Annotated in this window: 24 protein-coding genes; 13 read left to right on the top strand and 11 right to left on the bottom strand. The window is 59.0% G+C overall.

Annotation, left to right across the window (positions count from 1 at the left end):
- Positions 1–28 precede the first annotated feature (28 nt).
- Together dsdA and dsdX are read right to left on the bottom strand one after the other, a co-directional pair.
- On the bottom strand, positions 29–1315 hold the full coding sequence (gene dsdA, locus KW829_RS20435) for a D-serine ammonia-lyase (protein WP_172701420.1): 1287 nt from the start codon (positions 1313–1315) through the stop codon (positions 29–31).
- A 17-nt stretch (positions 1316–1332) separates the two neighbouring features.
- A complete protein-coding gene (dsdX, locus tag KW829_RS20440; RefSeq protein ID WP_032662040.1) occupies positions 1333–2670 on the bottom strand; it encodes a D-serine transporter DsdX in 1338 nt (445 codons plus the stop codon).
- 204 nt (positions 2671–2874) lie between these two features.
- On the opposite strand from dsdX, the gene dsdC reads away from it, so the two are divergent.
- On the top strand, positions 2875–3801 hold the full coding sequence (dsdC, locus tag KW829_RS20445; RefSeq protein WP_218308933.1) for a DNA-binding transcriptional regulator DsdC: 927 nt from the start codon (positions 2875–2877) through the stop codon (positions 3799–3801).
- Between the two features lie 84 nt (positions 3802–3885).
- Positions 3886–4974 (top strand): cellulase family glycosylhydrolase, encoded by a 1089-nt coding sequence (locus tag KW829_RS20450; RefSeq protein WP_218308935.1) that lies wholly within the window; start codon positions 3886–3888, stop codon positions 4972–4974.
- Here KW829_RS20450 and emrD read toward each other — a convergent pair.
- From emrD to tisB, 4 genes are all read right to left on the bottom strand, one after another.
- Entirely contained in the window at positions 4877–6061 is a 1185-nt protein-coding gene (gene emrD, locus KW829_RS20455) for a multidrug efflux MFS transporter EmrD (RefSeq protein WP_218308937.1), read from the bottom strand. The two genes, KW829_RS20450 and emrD, sit on opposite strands and share 98 nt — an antisense overlap.
- Positions 6062–6236: 175 nt before the next feature.
- Positions 6237–7070: an EamA family transporter gene (locus KW829_RS20460; RefSeq protein ID WP_010426533.1), complete on the bottom strand. Its 834-nt coding sequence runs from the start codon at positions 7068–7070 to the stop codon at positions 6237–6239.
- A gap of 62 nt (positions 7071–7132) precedes the next feature.
- Positions 7133–7579: a GNAT family N-acetyltransferase gene (locus KW829_RS20465; RefSeq protein ID WP_089598314.1), complete on the bottom strand. Its 447-nt coding sequence runs from the start codon at positions 7577–7579 to the stop codon at positions 7133–7135.
- 64 nt (positions 7580–7643) lie between these two features.
- Complete coding sequence (tisB, locus tag KW829_RS20470; protein WP_023309830.1) at positions 7644–7733, bottom strand: type I toxin-antitoxin system toxin TisB; 90 nt, start codon at positions 7731–7733, stop codon at positions 7644–7646.
- 522 nt (positions 7734–8255) lie between these two features.
- Between tisB and ivbL the strand changes: the two genes are divergently transcribed.
- The 8 genes from ivbL (at position 8256) to KW829_RS20510 (ending at position 16627) form a co-directional block, all read left to right on the top strand.
- Positions 8256–8354 carry an ilvB operon leader peptide IvbL gene (ivbL, locus tag KW829_RS20475; protein WP_057979964.1) on the top strand — a complete coding sequence of 33 codons (99 nt, stop codon included), beginning with the start codon at positions 8256–8258 and terminating at the stop codon, positions 8352–8354.
- Between the two features lie 106 nt (positions 8355–8460).
- Positions 8461–10149 carry an acetolactate synthase large subunit gene (ilvB, locus tag KW829_RS20480; protein WP_089598313.1) on the top strand — a complete coding sequence of 563 codons (1689 nt, stop codon included), beginning with the start codon at positions 8461–8463 and terminating at the stop codon, positions 10147–10149.
- A gap of 3 nt (positions 10150–10152) precedes the next feature.
- Positions 10153–10440 carry an acetolactate synthase small subunit gene (gene ilvN / locus KW829_RS20485; protein WP_010426528.1) on the top strand — a complete coding sequence of 96 codons (288 nt, stop codon included), beginning with the start codon at positions 10153–10155 and terminating at the stop codon, positions 10438–10440.
- Between the two features lie 82 nt (positions 10441–10522).
- A complete protein-coding gene (gene uhpA, locus KW829_RS20490) occupies positions 10523–11116 on the top strand; it encodes a transcriptional regulator UhpA (protein WP_042714360.1) in 594 nt (197 codons plus the stop codon).
- Positions 11113–12618 carry a signal transduction histidine-protein kinase/phosphatase UhpB gene (uhpB, locus tag KW829_RS20495; RefSeq protein ID WP_172701428.1) on the top strand — a complete coding sequence of 502 codons (1506 nt, stop codon included), beginning with the start codon at positions 11113–11115 and terminating at the stop codon, positions 12616–12618. Before uhpA ends, uhpB begins: the two co-directional genes overlap by 4 nt.
- A complete protein-coding gene (locus KW829_RS20500; protein ID WP_218308939.1) occupies positions 12611–13930 on the top strand; it encodes an MFS transporter in 1320 nt (439 codons plus the stop codon). Before uhpB ends, KW829_RS20500 begins: the two co-directional genes overlap by 8 nt.
- Positions 13931–14062: 132 nt before the next feature.
- Complete coding sequence (uhpT, locus tag KW829_RS20505; RefSeq protein ID WP_172701430.1) at positions 14063–15460, top strand: hexose-6-phosphate:phosphate antiporter; 1398 nt, start codon at positions 14063–14065, stop codon at positions 15458–15460.
- 162 nt (positions 15461–15622) lie between these two features.
- Positions 15623–16627 carry an alpha/beta fold hydrolase gene (locus KW829_RS20510; RefSeq protein WP_172701431.1) on the top strand — a complete coding sequence of 335 codons (1005 nt, stop codon included), beginning with the start codon at positions 15623–15625 and terminating at the stop codon, positions 16625–16627.
- Here KW829_RS20510 and KW829_RS20515 read toward each other — a convergent pair.
- On the bottom strand, positions 16615–17517 hold the full coding sequence (locus KW829_RS20515) for a LysR family transcriptional regulator (protein ID WP_100167488.1): 903 nt from the start codon (positions 17515–17517) through the stop codon (positions 16615–16617). The genes KW829_RS20510 and KW829_RS20515 overlap by 13 nt on opposite strands.
- 99 nt (positions 17518–17616) lie before the next feature.
- On the opposite strand from KW829_RS20515, the gene KW829_RS20520 reads away from it, so the two are divergent.
- The 3 genes from KW829_RS20520 to nepI all read left to right on the top strand — a co-directional run bounded on the left by KW829_RS20520 (position 17617) and on the right by nepI (position 19951).
- A complete protein-coding gene (locus KW829_RS20520) occupies positions 17617–18069 on the top strand; it encodes a DUF1198 domain-containing protein (protein ID WP_126545754.1) in 453 nt (150 codons plus the stop codon).
- Between the two features lie 98 nt (positions 18070–18167).
- Complete coding sequence (locus tag KW829_RS20525; protein WP_218308941.1) at positions 18168–18695, top strand: SRPBCC domain-containing protein; 528 nt, start codon at positions 18168–18170, stop codon at positions 18693–18695.
- A 65-nt stretch (positions 18696–18760) separates the two neighbouring features.
- Positions 18761–19951, top strand: coding sequence for a purine ribonucleoside efflux pump NepI (nepI, locus tag KW829_RS20530; RefSeq protein WP_089598307.1), 1191 nt, complete (start codon positions 18761–18763; stop codon positions 19949–19951).
- Between the two features lie 111 nt (positions 19952–20062).
- On the opposite strand, the gene KW829_RS20535 is transcribed toward nepI, so the two are convergent.
- From KW829_RS20535 to KW829_RS20550, 4 genes are all read right to left on the bottom strand, one after another.
- On the bottom strand, positions 20063–20968 hold the full coding sequence (locus tag KW829_RS20535; RefSeq protein WP_120158990.1) for a DMT family transporter: 906 nt from the start codon (positions 20966–20968) through the stop codon (positions 20063–20065).
- A gap of 145 nt (positions 20969–21113) precedes the next feature.
- A complete protein-coding gene (locus KW829_RS20540; RefSeq protein WP_033144328.1) occupies positions 21114–22493 on the bottom strand; it encodes a carbohydrate porin in 1380 nt (459 codons plus the stop codon).
- Between the two features lie 137 nt (positions 22494–22630).
- Positions 22631–22933 (bottom strand): PTS lactose/cellobiose transporter subunit IIA, encoded by a 303-nt coding sequence (locus KW829_RS20545; RefSeq protein WP_010426515.1) that lies wholly within the window; start codon positions 22931–22933, stop codon positions 22631–22633.
- Between the two features lie 5 nt (positions 22934–22938).
- Positions 22939–24315, bottom strand: a complete 1377-nt coding sequence (locus KW829_RS20550) for a glycoside hydrolase family 1 protein (protein WP_218308943.1) — start codon at positions 24313–24315, stop codon at positions 22939–22941.

Below are 24315 nucleotides of genomic sequence, written 5' to 3' on the forward strand. Positions count from 1 at the left end.
GGTAAGGCGCAGCCGCCACCCGGCATAATTACTTCCCTTTCGCCAGATACTTCGCCATCTCGTCTTCCGGTACCATCCCGCCGCCGGTCGCCCAAACCAGGTGGGTAACGTTGGTATGCGAATGAACGCGCAGCGGCCCAGCCATCCCCGCCAGCGCGGACGGTTCCAGCCGAATGCCTTCCTCCTGCGCCAGCCAGCCGAGCATGTCGTACATGCTCTGGTCGGAAAGCGTATAGAACCCGTTGAGCAGGCGCTCCATCGCGCGGCCCACGAAGCCGGAGGCGCGTCCTACCGCCAGGCCGTCCGCTGCCGTCACGTTATCAATGCCCAGATCCTGCACGGCAATCTCATCGTGCAGGCCGGTGTAGACGCCCAGCAGCATGCACGGTGAGTGCGTTGGCTCCGCGAAGAAACAGTGAACGTTATCGCCAAAGGCCAGCTTCAGGCCAAACGCCACGCCGCCAGGGCCACCGCCGACGCCGCACGGCAGGTAGACGTACAGCGGATGCTCCGCATCCACCACCCGGCCCTGTTCGGCAAACTGCGCCTTCAGTCGCTCGCCCGCCACCGCATAGCCCAGGAATAAGGTGCGCGAGTTTTCATCGTCGATGAAAAAGCAGTTGGAATCGCTTTCCGCCGCCTTTCGTCCCTGCTCTACCGCCACGCCGTAATCCTGCTCATATTCCACGACGATGACGCCATGGCTGCGCAGTTTGGCTTTCTTCCACTCGCGGGCGTCGGCGGACATATGCACCGTCACCTTAAAGCCGATGCGGGCGCTCATAATACCGATGGACATCCCGAGGTTGCCGGTTGAGCCTACCGCAATGCTGTACTGGCTAAAGAATTCCTTAAAGCGCGGCTCCAGCAGAATGCTGTAGTCGTCTTCGAGGCTCAGCAACCCGGCTTCAAGCGCCAGTTTCTCCGCGTGGGTCAGCACCTCATAGATGCCGCCGCGCGCTTTGATCGAGCCGGAGATCGGCAGATGGCTATCTTTTTTTAGCAGCAGCGTGCCGGGAACGGATTTGCCAGACTCTTTCTCCAGCCGCGCCTGCATTGCCGGAATGGCGACCAGCTCGGATTCGATAATTCCGCCCGTTGCCGCCGTCTCCGGGAAGGCTTTCGCCAGATACGGCGCGAAGCGGTTGAGCCGCGCGTGGGCGTCGTCCACGTCGGCTTTGGTCAGCCCGACATACGGCAACCCTTCGGCAAGCGTCGTGGTGCGCGGGTTTAGCCAGGTGGTTTCTTTCAGGGCAACCAGATCCTCAACCAGAGGAAACTGTGCGGTTAAAGTAGTGATAGTTGCGTTTTCCATAGTACGTCTCTTCGCGCTCAGATAATGAAAGAAAGCAGGAATGTGCCGCCAAGTGCAAGCACCGAGGCGATAAAGGTCGCCGTCGTATAGTATTTGAAGGTCTCATTCAGGGTCGCGCCGCAGTATTGCTTCACCAGCCAGAAGAGGGAATCGGTCACGATCGTGCAGCCAATGGCGCCGGAACCGATGGCAATGGTGATGATCTCCGGGCTCACATTCGGGTAGAGCGGCAGCATCGGCGCGACGATCGCCGTGGCGCCCATCATCGCGACCGTGGCGGAGCCGACGGCGGCATGCAGCACCAGCGCCACCAGCCAGGCGAGCAGGATAGGGTGCATGTGCAGGTTCGAGAGAATATGCGCCAGCGAGTCCGCCAGTCCGCTGGTTTTGAGAATGGCGTTAAACGCGCCGCCCGCGCCGATAATCAGCAAAATGTTGGCGATAGAGCCGAAGCCGTGCTCGGTGTGCGTCAGCATTGTGCCCATGCCCATATGCTGGCGGATCCCCAGCAGGTAGTAGGCAACAAACACGGCGATAAACATGGCGGTGATCGGGTTGCCGATAAACTCCAGCAGGGTATACAGCGTGCCCTCTTTTGCCATGTTGAGCTCGGCGATGGTTTTCACCAGCATCAGGGCAATCGGTAGCAGCACCGTGAACAGCGTGGCGCCCAGCGACGGCAGGGTGTGCTCTTCACGTACCTTCAGGTCTGAAAATTCCGCCGGAACCGGTTTAAACGGCAGACGGTTGCCGAGCAGTTTCAGGAACAGCGGGCCGCCGACCAGCGAGGCCATCAGGCCTACCATCAAACCGTAGACAATGACCGTTCCCACGTCCGCACCTAATTTATTGGTCACAAACAGTGCCGCAGGATGCGGCGGCACCACGCAATGCACCGCCATCAGCGCGGTACAGAGCGGAATGGCCAGCTTGAGCAGCGACGTGTGGGTCTTTTTGGCGATGGAAAACGCCAGCGGGATCAACAGTACCACGCCCACTTCCACGAACAGGGTAATGCCGCAGATAAGGCCCACCAGCACCATAATCACGTCCGCTGACAGCCAGCGGCAGCGCTGCAGTGCGATCCCGATGCGCTCGGCCGCGCCGGAGACTTCCATCATTTTGCCGAGAATGGTGCCAAGGCCAATCACCGCCGCCAGGAAGCCCAGCGTACCGCCAATCCCGCTCTCGATGGCATTCACCATATCCAGCGGGCTCATCCCCATCATCGCGCCGACGAAAAAGCTCGCCAGCAGCAGCGCGAGGAACGGGTGAAACTTCAGTTTTACGATGGTTAAAACAATCAACACAATGCTGACCAGCAGCGTTGCCACAACCCAGACCTGCGATCCCATATCTCACCTCACCCTTATGTCATCTGTGGGTATTGGACGAAAAAACGGCGTAGGCTGACAAACGATATAAATTGGCGTTCAGGTGAGCCAGATTGGATCAACTAAGTGACTGCGTTCTAAAAAGTGCACTTAACTCGTATTAGGTTCACATAAATTCATCCTTGAGCGGTATGCTGAGCGCAGATACCACGCGCGAGAATTGTGATGACCGATGCAAATGAAGCCAGAAACCGGCTGTTAAACGGCTGGCAGCTGTCGAAAATGTACACCTTTGAAGTGGCTGCCCGGCATGAGTCCTTCGCCCTGGCGGCGGCGGAGCTGTCGCTCAGCCCCAGCGCGGTGAGCCACCGCATCAACCTGCTGGAAGAGGAACTGGGCATTCAGCTGTTCGTCCGCTCGCACCGGAAAGTCGAGCTGACGCAGGAAGGCAAGCGCGTTTACTGGACGCTAAAATCGTCCCTCGACACCCTGAATCAGGAGATCCTGGATATCAAAAACCAGGCGCTCTCCGGCACGCTGACGGTTTACTCCCGCCCGTCGATTGCCCAGTGCTGGCTGGTGCCCATGCTGGGGGACTTTACCCGCCGCTATCCGTCGATCTCACTCACCATCCTGACCGGCAATGATTACGTTAATATGCAGCGAACGGGCGTCGATCTGGCGCTCTATTTCGACGATTCGCCGCCAAACCACCTCTCACATCACTTCCTGATGGACGAGGAGATTCTCCCCGTCTGCTCGCCGCAGTATGCCCGCGAGCATGAACTGCTGAAAAACCCCGATAACCTCAGCCACTGCACGCTGCTGCACGACCGTCAGGCCTGGAGCAACGATTCCGGTACGGATGAGTGGCTGAGCTGGGCGCAGCACTTTGCGGTGAATATGCCGCCATCGTCGGGTATTGGTTTTGATCGTTCCGACTTAGCGATTATTGCGGCCATCAACCACGTAGGCGTTGCGATGGGCAGAAAGCGGCTGGTGCAGAAACGGCTCGAACGGGGCGAGCTTATCGCCCCGTTTGGCGAAAAGACCCTCAAGTGCCATCAGCATTACTATATCTCGACGCTTTCTGGCCGTCAGTGGCCGAAAATAGACGCCTTTATCGGCTGGCTTCGAGAGCTGGCAGGTTGAAGAATTATTACGCTTTCGCTCTACACCAAATGTGAAAAAGCGTGCTAAATACAGGTAATGCTTTCGATTTATCCAGGGTAAACCGTGTTAAAGCCTTTTATTGCCACTGCGTTGCTGATCTCTTCCTGCTGGGCGATTGCCGCTGAGCCGCCGCTGACGGCTGCCCATTATGCGCAGCAGCTGGGCGTCGGAATGGATGTGGACTGGGCGCGCACCGAGCGCGGCATACGCGAATTCGACCCGCTGGTGGTACGGGATTTTCGTGCAAAAGGCATTACCCACGTGCGCATCCGCGTGGCCGATGAGCCGACGGAAGCGCGGCTGATCCACCTGCGCAAGCTGGTAGAAGCCTGCGAGCAGTATGGCGTGATCCCGATAGTCGCTTATCAGGCTGATGAATATAAAAACGACCCAAAAGCCGATAACGAGAAAGAGGCGATCAACTGGTGGATTGCCGTGGCACACTATTTCGGTCAGAGCTACCCGCTGCTGGGTTTTGATCTCATTTATGAGCCCGCCGACAAGCTTAACCACAACCTCACGTCGCTAAACCGCGTGTATGAAAAAACCATTAAAGCGATCCACGATATTGACCCTCAGCGCATGATCTTTATTGCGCCACGCCTGCGTGCCGCGCCGGAGGATTTATCCAGCCTGAAGCTGCCTGCGCACAGTCAAAACTACCTGCTGGCGGAGTGGCATATTTTCCCGTGGGGGCCGCTGAAAAATAGCGGTAAATACCCGTGGACGTCCGGCACGGCGGCGGAGAAAGCGGCTATCCATAATCGCATCAATACCGCGCTGCGCTGGCAGCAAAAAACCGGGCACGTTAGCTGGGTCGGAGGCTGGGGCGTGGGGGAGTCAAACCACCTCACGCCAACCGCTTCGCAGCTGGCCTTCGCCACCTTTATGGCCTGCGAGCTGCAAAAGGCGAAAATCCCTTATGCGTTGAACGCGGACTTCCAGTTTTACGACGGGGAAGAGGGCGCCTGGCGGCCTGCGCCAGAGCCGTTACTACAGGCGATGATTGCACCCGTCTGTGAAAAGCCCGGCGAGAAGCCGGGCCATCATGCGGTTAAACCGGCTGCTCGTGATGCGGGACACGCGACGCCAGCGGCAGCCAGCACAGCAAAATCAGTAGCCCCATCAGCGTCATCAACAAACCCAAACTAGCCTGCCCGGTCTGCGGCATCATGGCCGAGAGCCAGGCCAGCGCGCCGGAACCGATGTTCTGCAAACCGCCCACCAGCGCACCTGCCGTGCCAGCAAGGAACGGGAACGGCTCCATCGCGCCGCTGGTGGCGAGCGGGAACAGCATGCCCGCGCCGAAGAAGAATAGCGCAGCCGGGATGAGCAGCGTCCAGACCGTCATCACGCCAAACAGCCCCGGGATCCACATCATCAGACCCGCCAGCAGGCAGCTGAGCACCGACTGCCACATCAGGGTTGAGAAGCGTTTGTTCGGGCGTCCGGCAAACCACGCGCCGAAAAATGCCGCCGGGATCGGCAGAATAAACAGAATACTCACGACCATACTGCTCAGGCCCAGCCCCGCGCCCAGCAGCACGCCGGAGCAGGCTTCAAACACCGCAATGCCCGCCAGGCCGCCGATCAGCATCAGCAGGTAGCAGGTAAACGATCCGTTACCGAACAGCGTCTTATAGCTGGTGATGAGCTTCGTGCGCGGCGCGTCCTGCGGGCGCGTTTCCGGCATCCAGCGCGCCATGCTGAAGGTGACAATCACGCAGAGCACCAGCAGGAAGGCGTAGCAGGCGCGCCAGGACCACATCGTGTCCAGCAGGCCGCCAATCAGCGGGGCGAGAAGCGGGCTGACCAGAATACCCATGTTCAACAGGCTGTTGGCATGACGGAGCTGGGTACCCTGATACATATCGCGCGGTAAGGTTCGCGCCATCACCCCGCCGACGCCGGTTCCGACACCCTGTAGGGCGCTTGCGGCAATCAGCACGGTCAGGCTGTGCGTGGTAATGGCAATCACCGTCGCCACCATGAAAATGCTCATGCCCACCAGGATCACTGGGCGGCGCCCGACGCGGTCGGACAGCGGACCGTAAAAGAGTTGCGAAACGCCATAGGTCAGCAGGTACGCTGCCATCACGCTCTGCACTGCGCCCTCGCGGACGTTAAGTTCCTTTGCCATGTCGGCAATCGCCGGAATGTAGATGGTTTGCGCCATCTGACCGACGGCCACCAGTAACACCAGCATCAACAATAAGTTAACGTTCCTTTGTTTTTTCATGTCGCTGAATACTTTTGCCAAAAGAGAAAAATGAAGAATAAGTGACTGCGCATTCCCATAAATGCGCGAAGAATCTACCACAGTGAGATGACAATTTAAGCATTGTCGTGGTGAATGAAAAAACCTGGTAAGGCAGGATTTGTAAACAAGAACGGCAACTAATGTTGCCAGTGATTTACGCCAGGCGCAGCAGAATGGCGCCGCCGGCAATACCCAGTGCCGCCGCGATGCGCAGACCCGCAACCTTCTCTTTTAAAAGGACAAACGCGATCAGTGCCCCAAAGAGTATGGAGGTTTCACGCAGCGCCGCGACCACCGCCAGCGGGGCCTGCGTCATTGCCCAGAGCGCCAGACCGTAAGATCCCATGGTGCCAACACCGCCGAGTAATCCCTTTTTCCAGTGCAGGCGCAGGTAGCCGGACGCCTCGCGCCGACGCGCAACCATCGCCCAGCTTAGCAGGCAGAAGCCGTTCATAAAGAAGGTCCACAGCGTATAGCCCAGCGCGGTGTCGGACAGCCGCACGCCGGTGCCGTCCACCAGCGTGTAGCCTGCGATGAAACAGGCGTTCAGCAGCGCCAGCCAGATCCCTTTGCGTGACTGCATACGGCCATGCATCGCCATAATGAGAATCGACAGGCAGATCACGCCAATGCCGGACCAGGCGAGCCATGAGAGGCTATCGCCGAGCGCCAGCACGCTGATCAGCGCCACCAGCAGCGGGGCGGTGCCGCGCATCAGCGGATAGGTCTGGCTCATGTCAGAGACCTGATAGGTCTTCGCTACCAGCACGGTGTACACCACCTGTAAGGCACAGGAGACAATCAAAAACGGCCAGCTGGCAGCAGATGGCTGTGGAGAAAACGGCAGTAAGACCAGAGCGATAACCGTGGCGGAGCCGCTGACGCTTATTGCGGAATAGAGCTTGTCCGTTCCGGCCTTAACGATGGCGTTCCAGCTGGCATGCAGCAGCGCGGCGAAGAGCAAAATGCAGAATACGGTGAGGGTCATGGCGTATCGGGTGATGAATTGTCACTCAACTGTAACATTCACATCCTGATGCTGCCAGCAGGTTACACCGCACAAAAAAGGCGGTGTGTCACCCGCGGTTCGTCTGAGACCAGCGTAAAACCCGCCTGACGATAGAAACCGTATGCGGCGTCCGGCGCATGGGTATTCAGGAAATCAAACCAGATGCTGGCATCGGCCATTACCACGGTTAAAAGCTGTTTGCCAATGCCCAGCCCGCGACACTTCTCGCTGACGTAGAGATGGCGAATACGTCCGGCGCGCGGCTGCTGGCTGAACGGATCGCGGTTGAGGCCGCACACGCCGACCAGCTTGCCGTTAAGAAACGCACCCAGCAGTTTTTCACCCGGCGCGTTAAAGCGGTTCTCGCCACGCTGCCAGTTCTCTTCCAGCCTGCGCAGCATGTTGAAATTCAATGCGATACTTTCCGCTTTCAGGGCGATATACCCCGGCTCATCCGGTGTGACAGGCTCAATTAACAGACGCGACATAGCATTCCCTCGTTATTAAAGAGGGGCGGTTGCCCGCCCCTCTCAGGTGCGACTTGAACCTGAATTACCGAAGGAATTTCAGGACAGCATCAAGCAGTTGCAGTACTGCAACAATGAGTTTGAGGATAAGTATCACCATATCCACTACGCTCATACGCGTCTCCTTTTGGTTAAAAGGAGCACGATGCTGGCGTACCTTTCCGCCGCCTGTTGCCAGCACCTGGATTGACGTAACACAGTGTGCTCACTTCAGGGGGTTAAGGCACTGACGGCACCACCCGTTTCAGTCAGGACTTCGTTGCGCCGGTAGAACTGCGGCCCCCTCGCTCACTGCGAACACCCTCAGTATAGATAAATACTGTATGTATGAACAGTATTTTATGGACAAAATTTGGAAGGCGATCCATACTCAAAAACGTCAAAATCCGTGCCGGAATTGCGCGTTCCTCTTCGATCGCGTATACTTTTTGCGTTGACGTAACACAGTGTGTTCTGCGGCGACCAACCGCAAAACCCTGATAAAAACCTCGCTTAGGCGGGGTTTTTTGTTTTTATCACTCAACAAACGAAACGTGATCCCTGACGCATTTTTGCGCAGATGAAAATATTTCCATTGTCATGCCCGAAAACCTGTGTTTGTATAAATTCAATCAATGATTCCAAACACAGGTCCCCAATGACTTCATCCATCTTCACTTCGACCCTACTAAAAACTGCGCAACCAGCCGCAGTGGTCGTCGTGCGTGTGGTGGTGGTCGTCGGCAATGCGCCGTAGGGACTGGATCAACACACGAATCCAAAACCCCGCCGGCGCAAACCGGGCGGGGTTTTTCGTTTAAGAGCCTCCCCGGAAAGTCGGCCCAGAAGAAAAGGACTGGAGCATGGCAATTTCGGGCACAACATCCACGAAGACGCGTTTCACCGGCGCGCAGCTGATCGTTCATTTGCTGGAACGACAGGGCATCACTACCGTTGCGGGTATCCCTGGTGGCACGGTGCTGCCGCTGTACGATGCGTTGAGCCAAAGCACGCAGATCCGGCACGTGCTGGCGCGTCACGAGCAGGGGGCAGGCTTTATCGCTCAGGGCATGGCGCGTACGCAGGGCAAACCGGCGGTCTGTATGGCCTGCAGCGGCCCGGGCGCAACCAACCTGGTGACCGCCATCGCCGACGCGCGCCTCGACTCCATTCCGCTGATCTGCATTACCGGCCAGGTGCCGTCCTCGATGATCGGTACCGATGCGTTCCAGGAAGTGGATACCTACGGCATCTCTATCCCCATCACCAAACATAACTATTTAGTTCGCGATATCAGCGAGCTGCCTCAGGTTATCAGCGATGCGTTCCGCATTGCGCAGTCTGGCCGTCCGGGCCCGGTGTGGATAGACATTCCTAAGGATGTCCAGACCGCAGAGATCGAGATAGACGTGCTGCCCGAGCCGGGCGACCGTGCGCCCGCGCCAGAATTCAGCGCTGAGAGCGTGCGCGATGCCGCCGCCATGATTAACGCCGCCAAACGCCCGGTGCTCTATCTGGGCGGCGGAGCGATTAACGCCGCGGATGAAATCCGCCAGTTTGCGGAAAAAGTCAACCTGCCGACCACCATGACCCTGATGGCGCTGGGCATGCTGCCAAAAGCGCACCCGCTCTCTCTCGGCATGCTGGGCATGCACGGCGCGCGCAGCACCAACTACATCCTGCAAGAAGCGGATTTGCTGATCGTTATGGGCGCACGTTTTGATGACCGGGCGATCGGCAAAACCGAGCAGTTCTGCCCGAACGCCAAAATCATTCACGTGGATATCGACCGCGCCGAGTTGGGTAAAATCAAGCAGCCGCACGTGGCGATTCAGGGCGACGTGGCAGAGGTGCTGGCGCAGCTGATCCCGCAGACGGACGCAGCCGACCGCGCCGACTGGCGTAAGCTGGTGGCCGATCTGCAGCGCGAGTTCCCGGGCGCCATCCCAACCGAAGGCGACCCGCTGAGCCACTACGGACTGATCAACGCCGTGGCCGCCTGCGTGGACGACAGCGCGATTATCACCACCGATGTGGGCCAGCACCAGATGTGGACCGCTCAGGCTTACCCGCTGAACCGTCCGCGCCAGTGGCTGACCTCCGGCGGTCTTGGCACCATGGGCTTTGGCCTGCCCGCAGCCGTGGGCGCGGCGCTCGCCAATCCGGACCGCAAGGTCATCTGCTTCTCCGGCGACGGCAGCCTGATGATGAACATTCAGGAAATGGCGACTGCAGCCGAAAACCAGTTAGACGTGAAAATTATCCTGATGAACAACGAGGCGCTGGGGCTGGTGCACCAACAGCAGAGCCTGTTCTACAAGCAGGGCGTGTTTGCGGCGACCTATCCGGGGATGATTAACTTTATGCAGATTGCCGCCGGTTTTGGCCTGCATACCTGCGATCTGAACGCCGAAGAGGATGCCCACGCGGCGCTGCAGGCGGCGATTTCTCGCCCCGGCCCGGCGCTGATCCACGTGCGTATCGACCCTGAACAAAAAGTGTATCCGATGGTGCCGCCGGGTGCGGCAAATACTGAGATGGTGGGAGAATAAACCATGCAGAAACAACATGATAACGTCATTCTGGAACTCACCGTCCGCAACCACCCTGGCGTCATGACGCACGTTTGTGGGCTGTTTGCCCGCCGTGCGTTTAACGTGGAAGGTATTCTTTGTCTGCCGATTCAGGGCAGCGAGCACAGCCGCATCTGGCTACTGGTCAATGATGATCAGCGTCTGGAGCAGATGATGGCGCAGATCGACAAGCTGGAAGATGTCACCAAAGTGGCGCGCAATCAGTCCGATCCCACCATGTTTAACAAAATTGCGGTGTTTTTCGAGTAAATCGCTTAAGGTAAGCGCCTTTCGCTCTTGTAGGCCGGATAAGCGCAGCGCTATCCGGCATTTTCAGACCGCAGGAACACACATGACCACCATCGCCCTTATCGACGACCACCTTATCGTCCGCTCTGGCTTTGCCCAGCTTCTCAACCTCGAACCGGATTTCCAGGTCGTGGCGGAGTTTGGTTCCGGTCGCGAGGCGCTGGCGGGCCTGCCGGGGCGCGGGGTGCAGGTCTGTATCTGCGACATCTCGATGCCGGATCTCTCCGGACTGGAGCTGCTAAGCCAGCTGCCGAAAGGAATGTCGACGATTATGCTGTCAGTCCACGACAGCCCGGCGCTGGTCGAGCAGGCGCTCAACGCGGGCGCGCGCGGCTTCCTCTCTAAACGCTGTAGCCCCGACGAACTGATCGCCGCGGTGCGTACGGTCTCCACCGGCGGCTGCTATTTAACGCCGGATATCGCCATCAAGCTGGCGGCAGGACGTCAGGATCCGCTCACCAAACGCGAGCGTCAGGTTGCGGAAAAACTCGCGCAGGGAATGTCAGTAAAAGAGATTGCCGCAGAGCTGGATCTGTCCCCGAAAACCGTGCACGTTCACCGCGCCAACCTGATGGAAAAACTTAACGTCAGCAACGACGTTGAGCTGGCGCGCCGCATGTTCGACAGCTGGCAATGAGTTCCGCTTTTTCACGGCTGATCGCCGTCGTCGCCAGCTTTTTTATCTTCTCCGCCGCCTGGTTCTGCCTGTGGAGCATCAGCCTGCATCTGGTGGAGCGCCCGGAGCTGGCTGTACTGCTCTTTCCCTTCGGCCTGCGTCTGGGGCTGATGCTGCAATGCCCACGCGGCTACTGGCCCGTTTTGCTGGGCGCAGAGTGGCTGATGCTGGTCTGGTTGGCGCAGGAAGTCGCCCTCGCGCACCTGCCCTTATTGATGACCGGAAGCCTGCTTACGCTTCTCCCGGTTGCGCTGATTTCCCGCTACCGTCACCAGCGCGACTGGCGCACGCTGCTGCGTCAGGGGGCGGCGCTGATTGCCGCCGCGCTGCTGCAGTCGCTTCCGTGGGTCGGCGAGAAGGAGATGCTCAACGCCCTGCTGCTGGCCCTGACCGGCGGCCTGACGCTCGCGCCGACCTGCCTCGTTTTCTGGCACTACCTCACCAGCACTGTCTGGCAGCCGCTCGGCCCGGCGCTGGTTACTCAACCGGTGAACTGGCGCGCCCGGCACCTCATCTGGTATCTGCTGCTGTTTGTGGTGAGCCTGTGGCTACAGCTTGGCCTGCCCGCCGAACTTTCACGCTTTACCCCCTTTTGTCTGGCGCTGCCGATTATCGCCCTGGCCTGGCACTACGGCTGGCAGGGGGCGCTGATCGCCACGCTGATGAACGCCATCGCGCTGATTGCCAGCCAGACCTGGCACGATCATCCTGTGGACTTACTGCTTTCCCTGCTGGCCCAGAGCCTGACCGGGCTGCTGCTCGGCGCGGGCATTCAGCGCCTGCGCGAGCTGAACCAGTCCCTGCAGACCGAACTGGTGCGCAACCGTCGTCTGGCGGAGCGTCTGCTGGAGACGGAAGAGAGCGTGCGGCAGGAGGTCGCCCGCGAGCTGCACGACGATATCGGCCAGACCATCACCGCCATTCGCACCCAGGCGGGTATTGTCCAGCGCCTGGCGGCAGAAAACGCGGGCGTGAAGCAGGGCGGGGCGCATATCGAACAGCTCTCGCTGGGCGTCTATGACTCCGTTCGTCGCCTGCTGGGACGGCTGCGCCCGCGCCAGCTTGATGACCTGACGCTGGAGCAGGCGGTGCGCTCCCTGATGCGCGAGATGGAGCTGGAAAGCCGCGGGATTGTCAGTCATCTCGACTGGCACATCAATGAAGCTACCCTGAGCGAAGGCCAGCGCGTGACGCTGTTCCGCGTCTGTCAGGAAGGGCTGAACAATATCGTCAAACACGCCAGTGCCAGCGCAGTCACGATCCAGGGCTGGCAGCAGGACGAGCGCCTGATGTTGGTGATTGAAGACGACGGCTGCGGCCTGCCGCCGGGCTCCGGCCAGCAGGGCTTTGGCCTTGCGGGCATGCGCGAGCGCGTGAAGGCGCTCGGCGGCACGCTGAATATCTCCTGCACCCACGGGACGCGCGTTAGCGTCAGCCTGCCGTTACGGAGCCACCATGTTTAAAACCCCTGCCAGCGTCGTGCCGATTGGCGATAAAGCGGAAATCGACGCCCGCTACCGCTACTGGCGTCGCCATATCCTGATTACCATCTGGCTCGGCTACGCGCTGTTCTACTTCACCCGTAAAAGCTTTAACGCCGCCGCGCCGGAAATCCTCGCCAGCGGCGTGATGACGCGCACCGATATTGGCCTGCTGGCGACGCTGTTTTACATCACCTACGGCCTGTCGAAGTTCTTCTCCGGCATCGTCAGTGACCGCTCCAACGCGCGCTATTTTATGGGTGTCGGGCTGATCGCCACCGGCGTGGTGAACATCCTGTTTGGTTTCTCCACCTCGCTATGGGCCTTTGCCCTGCTGTGGGCGCTGAACGCCTTTTTCCAGGGCTGGGGCGCGCCGGTCTGCGCCCGCCTGCTCACCGCCTGGTACTCGCGCAATGAGCGCGGCGGCTGGTGGGCGATCTGGAACACCGCGCATAACGTCGGCGGGGCGCTGATCCCGATGGTGGTGGGCGCGGCGGCGCTGCACTACGGCTGGCGCGCGGGGATGATGATTGCCGGTGGCCTCGCGATTGTCGCCGGGCTGTTCCTCTGCTGGCGCCTGCGCGACAGGCCGCAAACCGTCGGCCTGCCGGCGGTAGGTGACTGGCGGCACGACGAGATGGAGATTGCCCAGCAGCAGGAAGGCGCGGGGCTGACCCGCAGGGAGATCCTCACTAAGTACGTGCTGAAAAATCCGTACATCTGGCTACTGTCGCTCTGCTACGTGCTGGTCTACGTGGTGCGCGCGGCGATCAACGACTGGGGCAACCTGTACATGTCCGAGACGCTGGGCGTGGACCTGGTCACCGCCAACTCGGCGGTGACGATGTTCGAGCTGGGCGGGTTTATCGGCGCGCTGGTGGCGGGCTGGGGATCGGACAAGCTGTTCAACGGTAACCGCGGGCCGATGAACCTGATTTTTGCTGCCGGGATTTTGCTCTCCGTCGGCTCGCTGTGGCTGATGCCATTTGCCAGCTACGTGATGCAGGCGGCGTGCTTCTTCACCATCGGCTTCTTCGTCTTTGGCCCGCAGATGCTGATCGGCATGGCGGCGGCGGAGTGTTCCCACAAAGAGGCGGCTGGCGCGGCGACGGGCTTTGTCGGGCTGTTTGCCTACCTCGGCGCGTCGCTCTCCGGCTGGCCGCTGGCACGAGTCATCGACGTCTGGCACTGGAGCGGGTTCTTCGCGGCGATCGCCATCGCGGCGGGGATTTCCGCCCTGCTGCTGCTGCCGTTTTTGAACGCGCAGGCGCCACGCGAGGTGAACGAAGCGTGATGCGTCTCACCTTTTCACCCCGAATAGCGCAAAACTAAGAAATTTTCCCGGTTTTACCTGGACGCTGTCTCAGGCATCTCTCCCGGCTGATTTTTACAATGCTGCAAAAATCAGCTCAGGAGTAACTCAGTCATGCTGGCCTTCTTAAATCAGGTGCGCAAGCCGACCCTGGATCTGCCGCTCGACGTGCGGCGCAAGATGTGGTTCAAACCGTTCATGCAGTCTTATCTGGTGGTCTTTATCGGCTACCTGACCATGTACCTGATCCGCAAAAACTTTAACATCGCACAGAACGACATGATCTCCACCTACGGGCTGAGCATGACGCAGCTGGGGATGATTGGCCTGGGCTTCTCCATCACCTACGGCGTGGGGAAAACCGTTGTGTCCTACTACGCGGACGGCAAAAACACCAAGCAGTTCCTGCCGTTTATGCTGATCCTCTCCGCCATCTGTATGCTCGGCTTCAGCGCCAGCATGGGCACCGGCTCCGTTAGCCTGTTCATGATGATCGCCTTCTACGCCCTGAGCGGCTTCTTCCAGAGCACCGGCGGGTCGTGCAGCTACTCCACCATCACCAAATGGACCCCGCGCCGCAAGCGTGGTTCGTACCTCGGCATGTGGAACATCTCCCACAACCTCGGCGGGGCGGGTGCGGCAGGCGTGGCGCTGTTCGGCGCGAACTACCTGTTCGACGGCCACGTGATCGGCATGTTTATCTTCCCGTCGATTATCGCCCTGATTGTTGGCTTTATCGGCCTGCGCTACGGCAGCGACTCCCCGGAATCCTACGGCCTCGGTAAAGCCGAAGAGCTGTTCGGCGAGGAGATCAGCGAAGAGGACAAAGAGACCGAAGAAAACGAGATGTCCAAATGGCAGATCTTTGTTGAGTACGTGCTGAAAAACAAAGTGATCTGGCTGCTCTGCTTCTCGAACATCTTCCTCTACGTGGTGCGCATTGGTATTGACCAGTGGTCGACCGTGTATGCCTTCCAGGAGCTGAAGCTTTCTAAAGAAGTGGCGATTCAGGGCTTCACCCTGTTCGAAGTGGGCGCGCTGGTCGGCACGCTGCTGTGGGGCTGGCTCTCTGACCTCGCCAACGGTCGTCGCGCGCTGGTGGCCTGCGTCGCGCTGGCGCTGATTATCGCCACCCTCGGCGTGTACCAGCATGCCAGCAACCAGTACGTTTATCTGGCGTCCCTGTTCGCGCTCGGCTTCCTGGTGTTTGGTCCGCAATTACTGATCGGCGTGGCGGCAGTGGGCTTCGTCCCGAAAAAAGCGATCGGCGCCGCCGATGGGATTAAAGGCACCTTCGCCTACCTGATCGGCGACAGCTTCGCCAAGCTGGGTCTGGGGATGATCGCCGACGGCACGCCGATTTTCGGTCTCACCGGCTGGGCAGGCACCTTCGCCGCGCTGGATGCGGCAGCCATCGGCTGTATCGTCCTGATGGCGATGGTAGCGGTGCTGGAAGAACGTAAGATCCGCCGTGAGAATCGTGCGCAGAAGCAGAAATTGAAAGCAGCCTGAGTGTGCAGGTGACTTCTTTGCCCGGCTGACCGCCGGGCTTTTTTATTTCCCTCACGCTTACCTTTACCCCGCTTTACACTCCCGCTCCCCCGTATGCTCTACAGTGTTTTTTGCTGCCGCATTTCGTGCAGCCTTAGCCCTTTTTGCTAACGGAGAGCTTGCATGTTGACCCGACGATTATCCTGCCTCGCGCTGCTGATGGCGCTGGCCTCCCCCGCGATGGCCGCGAATGCCCCTGGCTACGGCGAGAAGCTGGAAGGTTTCGACTATGGCTGGCCGGTAAAGCACTTTACCTTTACCTCGCAAAATCAGTCTCTGGATATGGCCTACCTGGACGTTAAGCCGGAAAACCCCAACGGCCGCACCGCGGTGCTGATGCACGGCAAAAACTTCTGCGCCGGCACGTGGGACGCCACGATCCGCGCGCTTTCGGCGAGCGGATATCGGGTGATAGCTCCTGACCAGATCGGCTTCTGCAAATCCACCAAGCCGGAGCGGTATCAGTACACCTTCCAGCAGCTGGCGGATAACACCCACGCGCTGCTCAAATCGCTCGGCGTCGATCGCGTGACGGTCATCGGCCACTCGACCGGCGGCATGCTGGCGACCCGCTACGCGCTGATGTGGCCGCAGCAGGTTGAACAGCTGGTGATGGTCAATCCGATTGGTCTGGAGGACTGGAAAGCGCGCGGCGTGCCGCACATTACGGTTGACCAGTGGTACCAGCGCGAGCTGAACGTCAGCGCCGACGGCATTCGACAGTACGAGAAAAATACCTACTACGCCGGGGAGTGGAAGCCGCAATATGAGCGCTGGGTGACTATGCTCGCCGGGCTTAACAACGGGCCGGGTAAGACGCGCGTGGCCTGGAACTCGGCGCTGCTCTACGACATGATTTACACCCAGCCTGTTATCTATGAATTTAGTGAGTTAAAGATGCCGGTATTATTGATGATCGGTACGAAGGACAACACTGCCATCGGGAAAGACCTCGCCCCGCCGGAAATCCGCAAGACGCTGGGTAACTATGCGGTATTGGGGAAAGAGACGGCAAAACGTATTCCGCACGCGACGCTGGTGGAATTTAGCGACATGGGCCACGCGCCGCAGATGCAGGATCCTGCACGCTTCCACGAGGCGCTGCTGAAAGGGCTTCAGGCGCGCTGACTCGTCTCCAGCAGCAACCCGCGCAGCCACGCCTGCGCGGGGTTGCGGTGCGTTCTGCCGTGCCAGGCCATGCTTTTGGTAAAGCCGGGCACGGGAACCGGTGTCTCGCAGACAAACATCCCCGTCTGGTTTTCCGCTATACGTGAAGGCACGACGGCAATCATATCGCTGAGAGCCAGCACGTCTGGCAGGACCAAAAAGTGGCTCACCGAGAGTCCCACGTGCCGTGTCCGGCCAATTTTCTCCAGCGCGCTATCGGTTACGCCGCGAAAACCGTCGCCCTCGTAAGAGACCAGCACATGCTCCAGGGCGCAAAATCGGTCTATCGTCAGCGGTTTTCCGGCATCCGGATGGTTGGCGCGCATCATGCAGACGTACCGTTCATCATAAAGCGCACGGCTGTGAAGCTCATCTGGCGTGGTGTGGGGAGTGATAAGCGCTACGTCAATAGCGCCCTGCTCAAGCTGGCTGACAAGGCTACCGGGGGTAACGGGCACCACGCGCACGCGTATGCCAGGCGCCTGTGTCTTAAGGGCGGCGATAAACGGCACCACCACCGCACGCAGAGCGTAGTCGGTCGCGGCAAGGGTGAAGGTGAGACTGGCGGTGAGTGGATCAAAAGCGACGGGCTGCAGCAGCACGTCGATATCCGCCAGAATACGTTTTACCGGCGCCGCGAGTGCTTCCGCGCGCGTTGTTGGCACTATTCCGTGCGGTGCGCGGATAAACAGCGGGTCGTCGAAGTTATCCCGCAGGCGGTTGAGCATGCCGCTCACGGCGGGCTGGGTCAGCGCAAGACGCGCCGCCGCGCGGGTAACGCTGCGCTCGTCCAGCAGAGCATCCAGCGTTTTCAGCAGGTTAAGATCCAGGGTGCGCAGATCTGCTTTCATGGCGATTTTCCACCTCTTTTCCGATCACTATTATGGCGCTGCCCGCTGTCGACGGGCTGCGTTTCCCGCTATGATGAGCGGCTAGTCTAAGGAGAACGCATGGTCTGGATAATGCTGGCAACGCTTGCCGTGGTGTTTGTGGTTGGATTTCGCGTTCTGACCTCGGACTCTCGCCGCGCCATCAAACGTTTAAGCGAGCGCCTGGGAGTCACCCCGATGCCGGTCGAGTCGATGATCGACCAGTTTGGTAAATCCTCCGGGAATGAATTTATCCGCTACCTTGAGCGCCCCGACGAGGCGCATCTGCAAAATGCCGCCCAGGTGCTGCTGATCTGGCAGGTTTGCATCGTCGACGGAAGCGAAGAGAATCTGCATACCTGGCACCGCCTGCTGCGTAAAGCCCGCCTGGCCGCGCCGATCACCGATGCGCAAATCCGCCTCGCGCTCGGCTTCATGCGCGAGATAGAACCCGATCCGCAGGAGCTTAACGCCTTCCAGCTGCGCTATAACCAGCTTTTCCTTCCGGAAGAGGGCGTGTTTTATCTGCACTGATATCACGAAACGTGATGAAGAGTATAAAGCATCGTCATTAGATTTATACCTCTCGCTGGCGCACCCTCTCCTCATCCACTAACACGATGAGGTGAACCATGAAACAATCCGCCATTATCTGGCCGAACGACTACCTGCCAGGCACCACCGATAACTTTGCATCCAACGAAATCATCGTCGCCGGGCTGAGCGCAAAAGAGATTTGGGCGCAGCTTAACGACACTACCCTGTGGCCGAACTACTACAGCAACGCTGAGGACATCCGTTTCCATGACGGCAGCGGTCCGGAACTGAGTGCCAACGCCCGCTTCCGCTTCACGACCTTTGGCTTTCCGGTTGAGGCGCAGGTCACGGAGTATGTTCCGCCCGCTGACGGAGAAGCCGCGCGTATCGCGTGGCACGGCTGGGTGGAGGGCGATGCCAGCTCGCGTCTGGATGTGATCCACGCCTGGCTGTTTGAAGACTTGCCGGGAAACCGCGTCCGTATTCTTACCCAGGAGTCGCAGAAAGGCATCCCTGCGCAGGATCTTGCTCGTACCGTGCCGAATCCGATGATTAACGGGCACCAGGAATGGATCGTCGGGCTGGCGAATGCGGCGATGCAAGAAAAGTTGTCAAATCGTTAAATCCGTCACACTTTTGATGATAAACTGCGCGACTTTTCCGCACGTTTTTATCTTCAGGTGACGCCATGACAGAACATATCCAGCCCACGACCAGACCGCAGACCAAAGAGGTTTCTCGCCCCAACTGGTCGGCGGTTTTCTCCGTGGCGTTCTGCGTCGCCTGCCTGATTACCGTTGAGTTTCTGCCGGTGAGCCTCCTGACGCCGATGGCGCAGGATCTGGGCATTTCCGAAGGCGTGGCGGGGCAGTCCGTTACCGTCACCGCCTTCGTGGCGATGTTCGCCAGCCTGTTTATTACCCAGGTGATTGGCACCATCGACCGCCGCAAGGTGGTCATCCTGTTCAGCGTACTGCTGACGCTCTCCTGCCTGCTGGTCTCCTTTGCTGAAAGCTTCACCCTGCTGCTGCTCGGTCGCGCCTGTCTTGGTCTGGGGCTCGGCGGCTTCTGGGCGATGTCGGCCTCGCTCACCATGCGCCTGGTGCCCGCGCGCACGGTGCCAAAAGCGCTGTCCGTTATCTTCGGGGCGGTCTCTATCGCGCTGGTGATTGCTGCGCCGCTCGGCAGCTTCCTCGGCGGGATTATCGGCTGGCGTAACGTCTTTAACGCCGCGGCGGTGATGGGCCTGCTCTGCATCATTTGGGTGTGGAAAGCGCTGCCGTCCCTGCCGGGTGAAGCGGCGCATCATAAGCAGAACATGTTCGCGCTGCTGAAGCGCCCCGGCGTGATGGCGGGGATGACTGCTATCTTTATGGCCTTTGCCGGGCAGTTTGCCTTCTTTACCTATATACGCCCGGTGTTTATGACCATGGCGGGCTTTGACGTGGACGGCCTGACGCTGGTGCTGCTGAGCTTCGGTATCGCCAGCTTTGTTGGCACCTCGCTGTCGTCGCAGTTTCTGAAACGCTCCCTGAAAGTGGCGCTGGCGGGTGCGCCGCTGGTGCTGGCGCTGAGCGCGGCGGTGCTGGTGCTGTGGGGCAGCGATAAGTGGGTGGCCTCTGCGATTGCGATTATCTGGGGCTTTGCCTTTGCGCTGGTGCCGGTGGGCTGGTCGACGTGGATCACCCGCACGCTGGCCGATCAGGCGGAAAAGGCCGGGTCGATTCAGGTGGCGGTGATCCAGTTGGCGAACACCTGCGGCGCGGCCATTGGCGGCGTGGCGCTCGACCATCTGGGGCTGACGTCACCGCTGGTGATTTCCGGAACCCTGATGCTGCTGACGGCGCTGCTGGTGGCAGGGAAGGTGAAGGCGAAGTAGTAAATTCTCCCCTCACCCTAACCCTCTCCCCGCAGGGGAGAGGGGACTGCTCGGTGCTGTCTTTTCACCCTCGCCCCTTTGGAGAGAGGGCCGGGGTGAGGGGACATCAGGCTACGCCGATGCCTTAACCCTTCTACGCGAATCCATCGAAATCAGCACCACCGACGACACAATCAGCAGCGTCCCCAGCCAGTCCGGCAGGGTGAACGCCACGCCCAGCAAAATCACCGACAGCAGCGCGCTGCTCAGCGGCTCGGCGCAGCTCAGAATGCTCGCCTTCGGCCCGCCGATCATCTGCGCGCCTTTCAGATACAGGCTGAACGTCAGCGCCGTGCCAATCACCACCAGATAGAAAAAGGCCAGCAGCAGGCTGCCGTCAATCACGAACGTGGTCCCGCGCCCGGCGTAGAACGGCGTCAGCATTAACCCGGCAATCAACATGCTCCAGCCGACAATCGGCAGCGTGCCGTAGCGGGCGATAAGCGTCGACGGGTACGTCGTATAAAACGCGGCGGCAAACGCCGAGGCGATACCGAAGAATAGCGCGGCAGGCGAGATGGAGAGCGAGGTTGGGTCGCCGTGGGTGACCAGCAGAAAGGTACCGACAAGCGACGTTAAAATGGCCGACAGCACAAACACGCCGGGACGCTTTTTCCGCGCCAGGGCGAACCACGCCACGATGATGGTCGGGGACAGAAACTGCAGCACGGTGGCGGTCGCAGCGTTGGATTTTTCAATCGTCAGCAGAAAGGTGAGCTGCACGGTGAGCGCGCCGACGAGCGAGAAAATCAGCAGGCTGAGGGCGTCTTTGCGATGCTTGATGACCGAGAAAATTTTGTCGCCGTGAACGAAGGAGAGCGTCAGCAGGATCACGCCGGTAAACAGCAGGCGAACCATGGTCAGGTAAGGCGAAGAAATGTGGCTTTTCTCCATGATGTACTGTGCGCAAACCCCCGAGCTGCCCCATAAAACGGCGGCGATCAGGACGTTTAGCATCCCTTTACGTGTGGAACCCATGTTCTCCCCTGCGATGTTGTCGTTAATTCGGCCAACAGCATAGCATGGTTGTGTGCGGCCTGATGCCCTCACCCCGGCCCTCTCCCACGGGGAGAGGGAGCAAACACTCAAAACGGCAACGTTGCGTTGCCGTTTTGCTTTTACCTTAGAACCACGCCTCCCACATCGCGCCGACGTTGAAGTCGTCGAGAGTTTCGTCTTTGGTGTTGTTCACGCGCGCGGTGCGCTCGTTATCCACTTTGCCGCCGGTCACGTAGAAGCGCAGCATCGGACGGAACTCCGGCCCCATGGCGATGGACATGTTCTGCGACAGGGTCAGCTTCCAGCCCTTGTTATCGCCGCCGTTGTCGTAATCAACGTGCTGCCAGCCCGCTTCCAGCCAGGTGGAGTGAACGTCGTTCCACCAGTGCATTGGGCGCACGATGGCATTGTAGTTCTTACGGTTGTCGGTCTTATCACGGCTGTTGTCGTAGTCGTGGAAGGCGAGGATGTACTCCACCTGCGTCGCCTGGGTGAATTTGTACAGCCCTTCGAAGCTGGCGTAAACCGTGGTCAGATCCTCGGTTTTGTTGAACACGCTGTTGTCCGCGTTATCGGAGTAGCGGGCAATCACCTTGTTCACACCGCTATCGTTGGTGTGGCTCAGCACCACGCCGCCCTGCCAGGCGTTCAGACGTTCATCGCTCTCCACCGCCTTGGAGTCAAAGCCGTAGTTGGCGTACAGCTCCATGTCGATCGGGCCGAGCTTCATGCCGTGGATTTTTGAGGTCGCGGCGTAGTTACCTTTATCGCCCGTGCCGGAACCGCCGGTACAGGTGATGCGCGACGGGTTGGCCTCATCTTCCATCACTTCCGGACTACAGGATTCCACCGCCGCCACGGCGGCCACGTCGAACTGCACGCCGCCGATGTCGAAGTTCTTCACCCCGGCGCCCTGGCCGTCGTGGTTCATCCAGAAGTAATCGTTGATGCCCTGCTGCGGACGCTGGTGGAAGTCACGACCGGCCCAGAAATAGGCATTCGGGTTGGAGGCCATAATGTTGGTTACGCCCGCGTAGGCTTTTTTCAGGTTAACTTCGTCGCCCCAGTGGTCGATCATCACGTTAACGTCCCAGATGGCGCCGTTTTCACCCTTGAAGGCCTTGGAGAGCTGGAATTCCCCGCCGTTGCCTTCGTTACCCAGACGACCAATGGCGGACGCGCCGTTGTAGGAGCCGTCCACTGCCACGTATTTCTGGTCGGCGGCCTGGAAGTGCGCGCCGTAGCGAGCGTAGCCGGTAAATTTAATGCCGAACGGAATCGCCATATCCGGGGACTGCGCCGCGCTTTGCGGCTCGGTCACCACGTCCGCTTTTTTCGCGACCGCCGCATCCATTTTGGCCTGACGTTCGGCCAGGGCTTTATCCACCGCTTTTGCCACAATGGCGTCGATTTGCTCCTGCGTGAATTCTTGTGCGAGCACGGAAATTGGGCAAAGCGCGGCGATAACCGCCATGGTTAATGGAAGTTTTTTAATCGTATTCATGGTTATCTCAATATAGTTTAATTTTATTCAGACAATAACCATCCCGCTCCGATCTGACAGAGTATGTCGCTATCATCAGAACAAGTGGAATTCTATTTAAGGTACAGAGGTATTACAGTAATTTATTTCGCCATAGGCTATCTCTGATATAAATGAATAATTTCTTCGGATAATTCACGCGCTAATAAGGAATTCATTAAATGATCCTGCGCGTGCACCATGATTAACGTCATCGGCTGGCGTCCTTCGCCCGCATCCTGCTCGATCAGTTTGGTCTGCATCTTGTGTGCCTGGCGCGAATAGCCGTCGGCTTCGCGCAGCAGGCTTTTGGCCTCGTCAATGTTGCCCTGACGCGCCGCGTGCAGTGCTTCAAAGCACAGGCTGCGGGACTGCCCGGCGTTGACGATAATTTCCATTACGGCTTCTTCTAGTGCGATCATCATCATTACTCTTTATCAAAGCTATTATTTAAGGCGGTGGCGGCAAACCACTCCCCGCTTTTCTTAATGGCGCGCTGCTGCGTCTTTAAATCGAGCTGGATAAATCCGTAGCGATTTTTATACGCGTTACACCACGACCAGTTATCAATAAACGTCCACATATGGTAACCAAGACAATTGCACCCTTCGCTAATACCCTTATGCAGCCAGGCTAAATGCTCAGAAATAAACTCGATGCGGTATTGATCGTTAATCTGGCCATTTTCAATAAAGCGCTGCTCATTTTCGACGCCCATGCCGTTTTCAGAAATAAAGCAGCGTGGGTTGCCGTAATTGTCGCGCAGGTTAACCAGAATATCGTAAATACCCGGCTCGTAGATTTCCCAGCCGCGGTACGGGTTCATCTTGCGGCCCGGCATCTCGTAGTTATCAAAGAACCACTCCGGCATAAACGGCGCCTGCGGGTTCACCGCGCTGTCGCGGCACTTCACGCGACGCGGCTGATAGTAGTTCACGCCGAGCAGGTCGATTTTCCCTTCCGCAATCAGGAAACCGTCTTCCGGTTTACAGGCGGGTAATTGATCGTAGGATTTCAGCAGCGCCACCAGGTCTGCCGGGTATTCACCGCGCAGAACCGGGTCAAGGAAGCTGCGGTTAAACATCAGGTCTGCGATGTGCGCCGCCTTCACGTCTGCCGGATTCTGCGAACGCGGGTATGACGGCGTCAGGTTCAGCACGATGCCAATCTCCCCCGCGTAATGCCCGGCGCGGTAGGCTTGCACCGCCTTCGCATGGGCCAGCACGGTGTGATACGCCACGGTGGCTGCCCGACGAAAATCCACCACGTTCGGATAGTGGAAGTCGTACAGATAACCGCCTTCTACCGGCACGATCGGCTCGTTGAAGGTAAACCAGTGCAGCACGCGATCGCCAAACAGCTCGAAGCACATCTGCGCATAGCGGGCGTATGCGTCCACCACGTCGCGGTTTTCCCAGCCGCCGATCTCCTGCATCGCCATCGGCATGTCGAAGTGGAACAGGGTGATAAACGGCGTGATGCCCTGCTCATTCAACTCATCAATGACCTGATTGTAAAAATTGACCGCTTCCGGGTTCACTTCACCGATACCGTCGGGGATCAGGCGCGCCCAGCTAATCGAGGTGCGAAAGCTGTTGTGGTTCAGCTGCTTTAACAGCTGAATGTCTGTTTTCCAGTGCTGATAAAACGTGGAGGTCTGCTGCGGCCCCACGCCGTTGTGAAAACGGTTCGGCTCGCGGGCAAACCAGTAATCCCATGTGGTTTCGCCCTCTCTTGCCCCTTCGGTCTGGAGAGCGGAGCTTGCGCTGCCCCACCAGAAGTTATCGGGAAATGCGTATTTCAT

The sequence above is a fragment of the Enterobacter sp. ENT02 genome (assembly GCF_019219165.1).
Classification (GTDB): Bacteria; Pseudomonadota; Gammaproteobacteria; order Enterobacterales; family Enterobacteriaceae; genus Enterobacter; species Enterobacter mori.

Excerpts from the sequence above, each read along its gene's own strand:
- dsdA (WP_172701420.1), bottom strand. The coding sequence starts at position 1,315 with ATGGAAAACGCAACTATCACTACTTTAACCGCACAGTTTCCTCTGGTT.
- dsdX (WP_032662040.1), bottom strand. The coding sequence starts at position 2,670 with ATGGGATCGCAGGTCTGGGTTGTGGCAACGCTGCTGGTCAGCATTGTG.
- dsdC (WP_218308933.1), top strand. The coding sequence starts at position 2,875 with ATGACCGATGCAAATGAAGCCAGAAACCGGCTGTTAAACGGCTGGCAG.
- emrD (WP_218308937.1), bottom strand. The coding sequence starts at position 6,061 with ATGAAAAAACAAAGGAACGTTAACTTATTGTTGATGCTGGTGTTACTG.
- KW829_RS20460 (WP_010426533.1), bottom strand. The coding sequence starts at position 7,070 with ATGACCCTCACCGTATTCTGCATTTTGCTCTTCGCCGCGCTGCTGCAT.
- KW829_RS20465 (WP_089598314.1), bottom strand. The coding sequence starts at position 7,579 with ATGTCGCGTCTGTTAATTGAGCCTGTCACACCGGATGAGCCGGGGTAT.
- tisB (WP_023309830.1), bottom strand. The coding sequence starts at position 7,733 with ATGAGCGTAGTGGATATGGTGATACTTATCCTCAAACTCATTGTTGCA.
- ivbL (WP_057979964.1), top strand. The coding sequence starts at position 8,256 with ATGACTTCATCCATCTTCACTTCGACCCTACTAAAAACTGCGCAACCA.
- ilvB (WP_089598313.1), top strand. The coding sequence starts at position 8,461 with ATGGCAATTTCGGGCACAACATCCACGAAGACGCGTTTCACCGGCGCG.
- ilvN (WP_010426528.1), top strand. The coding sequence starts at position 10,153 with ATGCAGAAACAACATGATAACGTCATTCTGGAACTCACCGTCCGCAAC.
- uhpA (WP_042714360.1), top strand. The coding sequence starts at position 10,523 with ATGACCACCATCGCCCTTATCGACGACCACCTTATCGTCCGCTCTGGC.
- uhpB (WP_172701428.1), top strand. The coding sequence starts at position 11,113 with ATGAGTTCCGCTTTTTCACGGCTGATCGCCGTCGTCGCCAGCTTTTTT.
- KW829_RS20500 (WP_218308939.1), top strand. The coding sequence starts at position 12,611 with ATGTTTAAAACCCCTGCCAGCGTCGTGCCGATTGGCGATAAAGCGGAA.
- uhpT (WP_172701430.1), top strand. The coding sequence starts at position 14,063 with ATGCTGGCCTTCTTAAATCAGGTGCGCAAGCCGACCCTGGATCTGCCG.
- KW829_RS20510 (WP_172701431.1), top strand. The coding sequence starts at position 15,623 with ATGTTGACCCGACGATTATCCTGCCTCGCGCTGCTGATGGCGCTGGCC.
- KW829_RS20515 (WP_100167488.1), bottom strand. The coding sequence starts at position 17,517 with ATGAAAGCAGATCTGCGCACCCTGGATCTTAACCTGCTGAAAACGCTG.
- KW829_RS20520 (WP_126545754.1), top strand. The coding sequence starts at position 17,617 with ATGGTCTGGATAATGCTGGCAACGCTTGCCGTGGTGTTTGTGGTTGGA.
- KW829_RS20525 (WP_218308941.1), top strand. The coding sequence starts at position 18,168 with ATGAAACAATCCGCCATTATCTGGCCGAACGACTACCTGCCAGGCACC.
- nepI (WP_089598307.1), top strand. The coding sequence starts at position 18,761 with ATGACAGAACATATCCAGCCCACGACCAGACCGCAGACCAAAGAGGTT.
- KW829_RS20535 (WP_120158990.1), bottom strand. The coding sequence starts at position 20,968 with ATGGGTTCCACACGTAAAGGGATGCTAAACGTCCTGATCGCCGCCGTT.
- KW829_RS20540 (WP_033144328.1), bottom strand. The coding sequence starts at position 22,493 with ATGAATACGATTAAAAAACTTCCATTAACCATGGCGGTTATCGCCGCG.
- KW829_RS20545 (WP_010426515.1), bottom strand. The coding sequence starts at position 22,933 with ATGATCGCACTAGAAGAAGCCGTAATGGAAATTATCGTCAACGCCGGG.
- KW829_RS20550 (WP_218308943.1), bottom strand. The coding sequence starts at position 24,315 with ATGAAATACGCATTTCCCGATAACTTCTGGTGGGGCAGCGCAAGCTCC.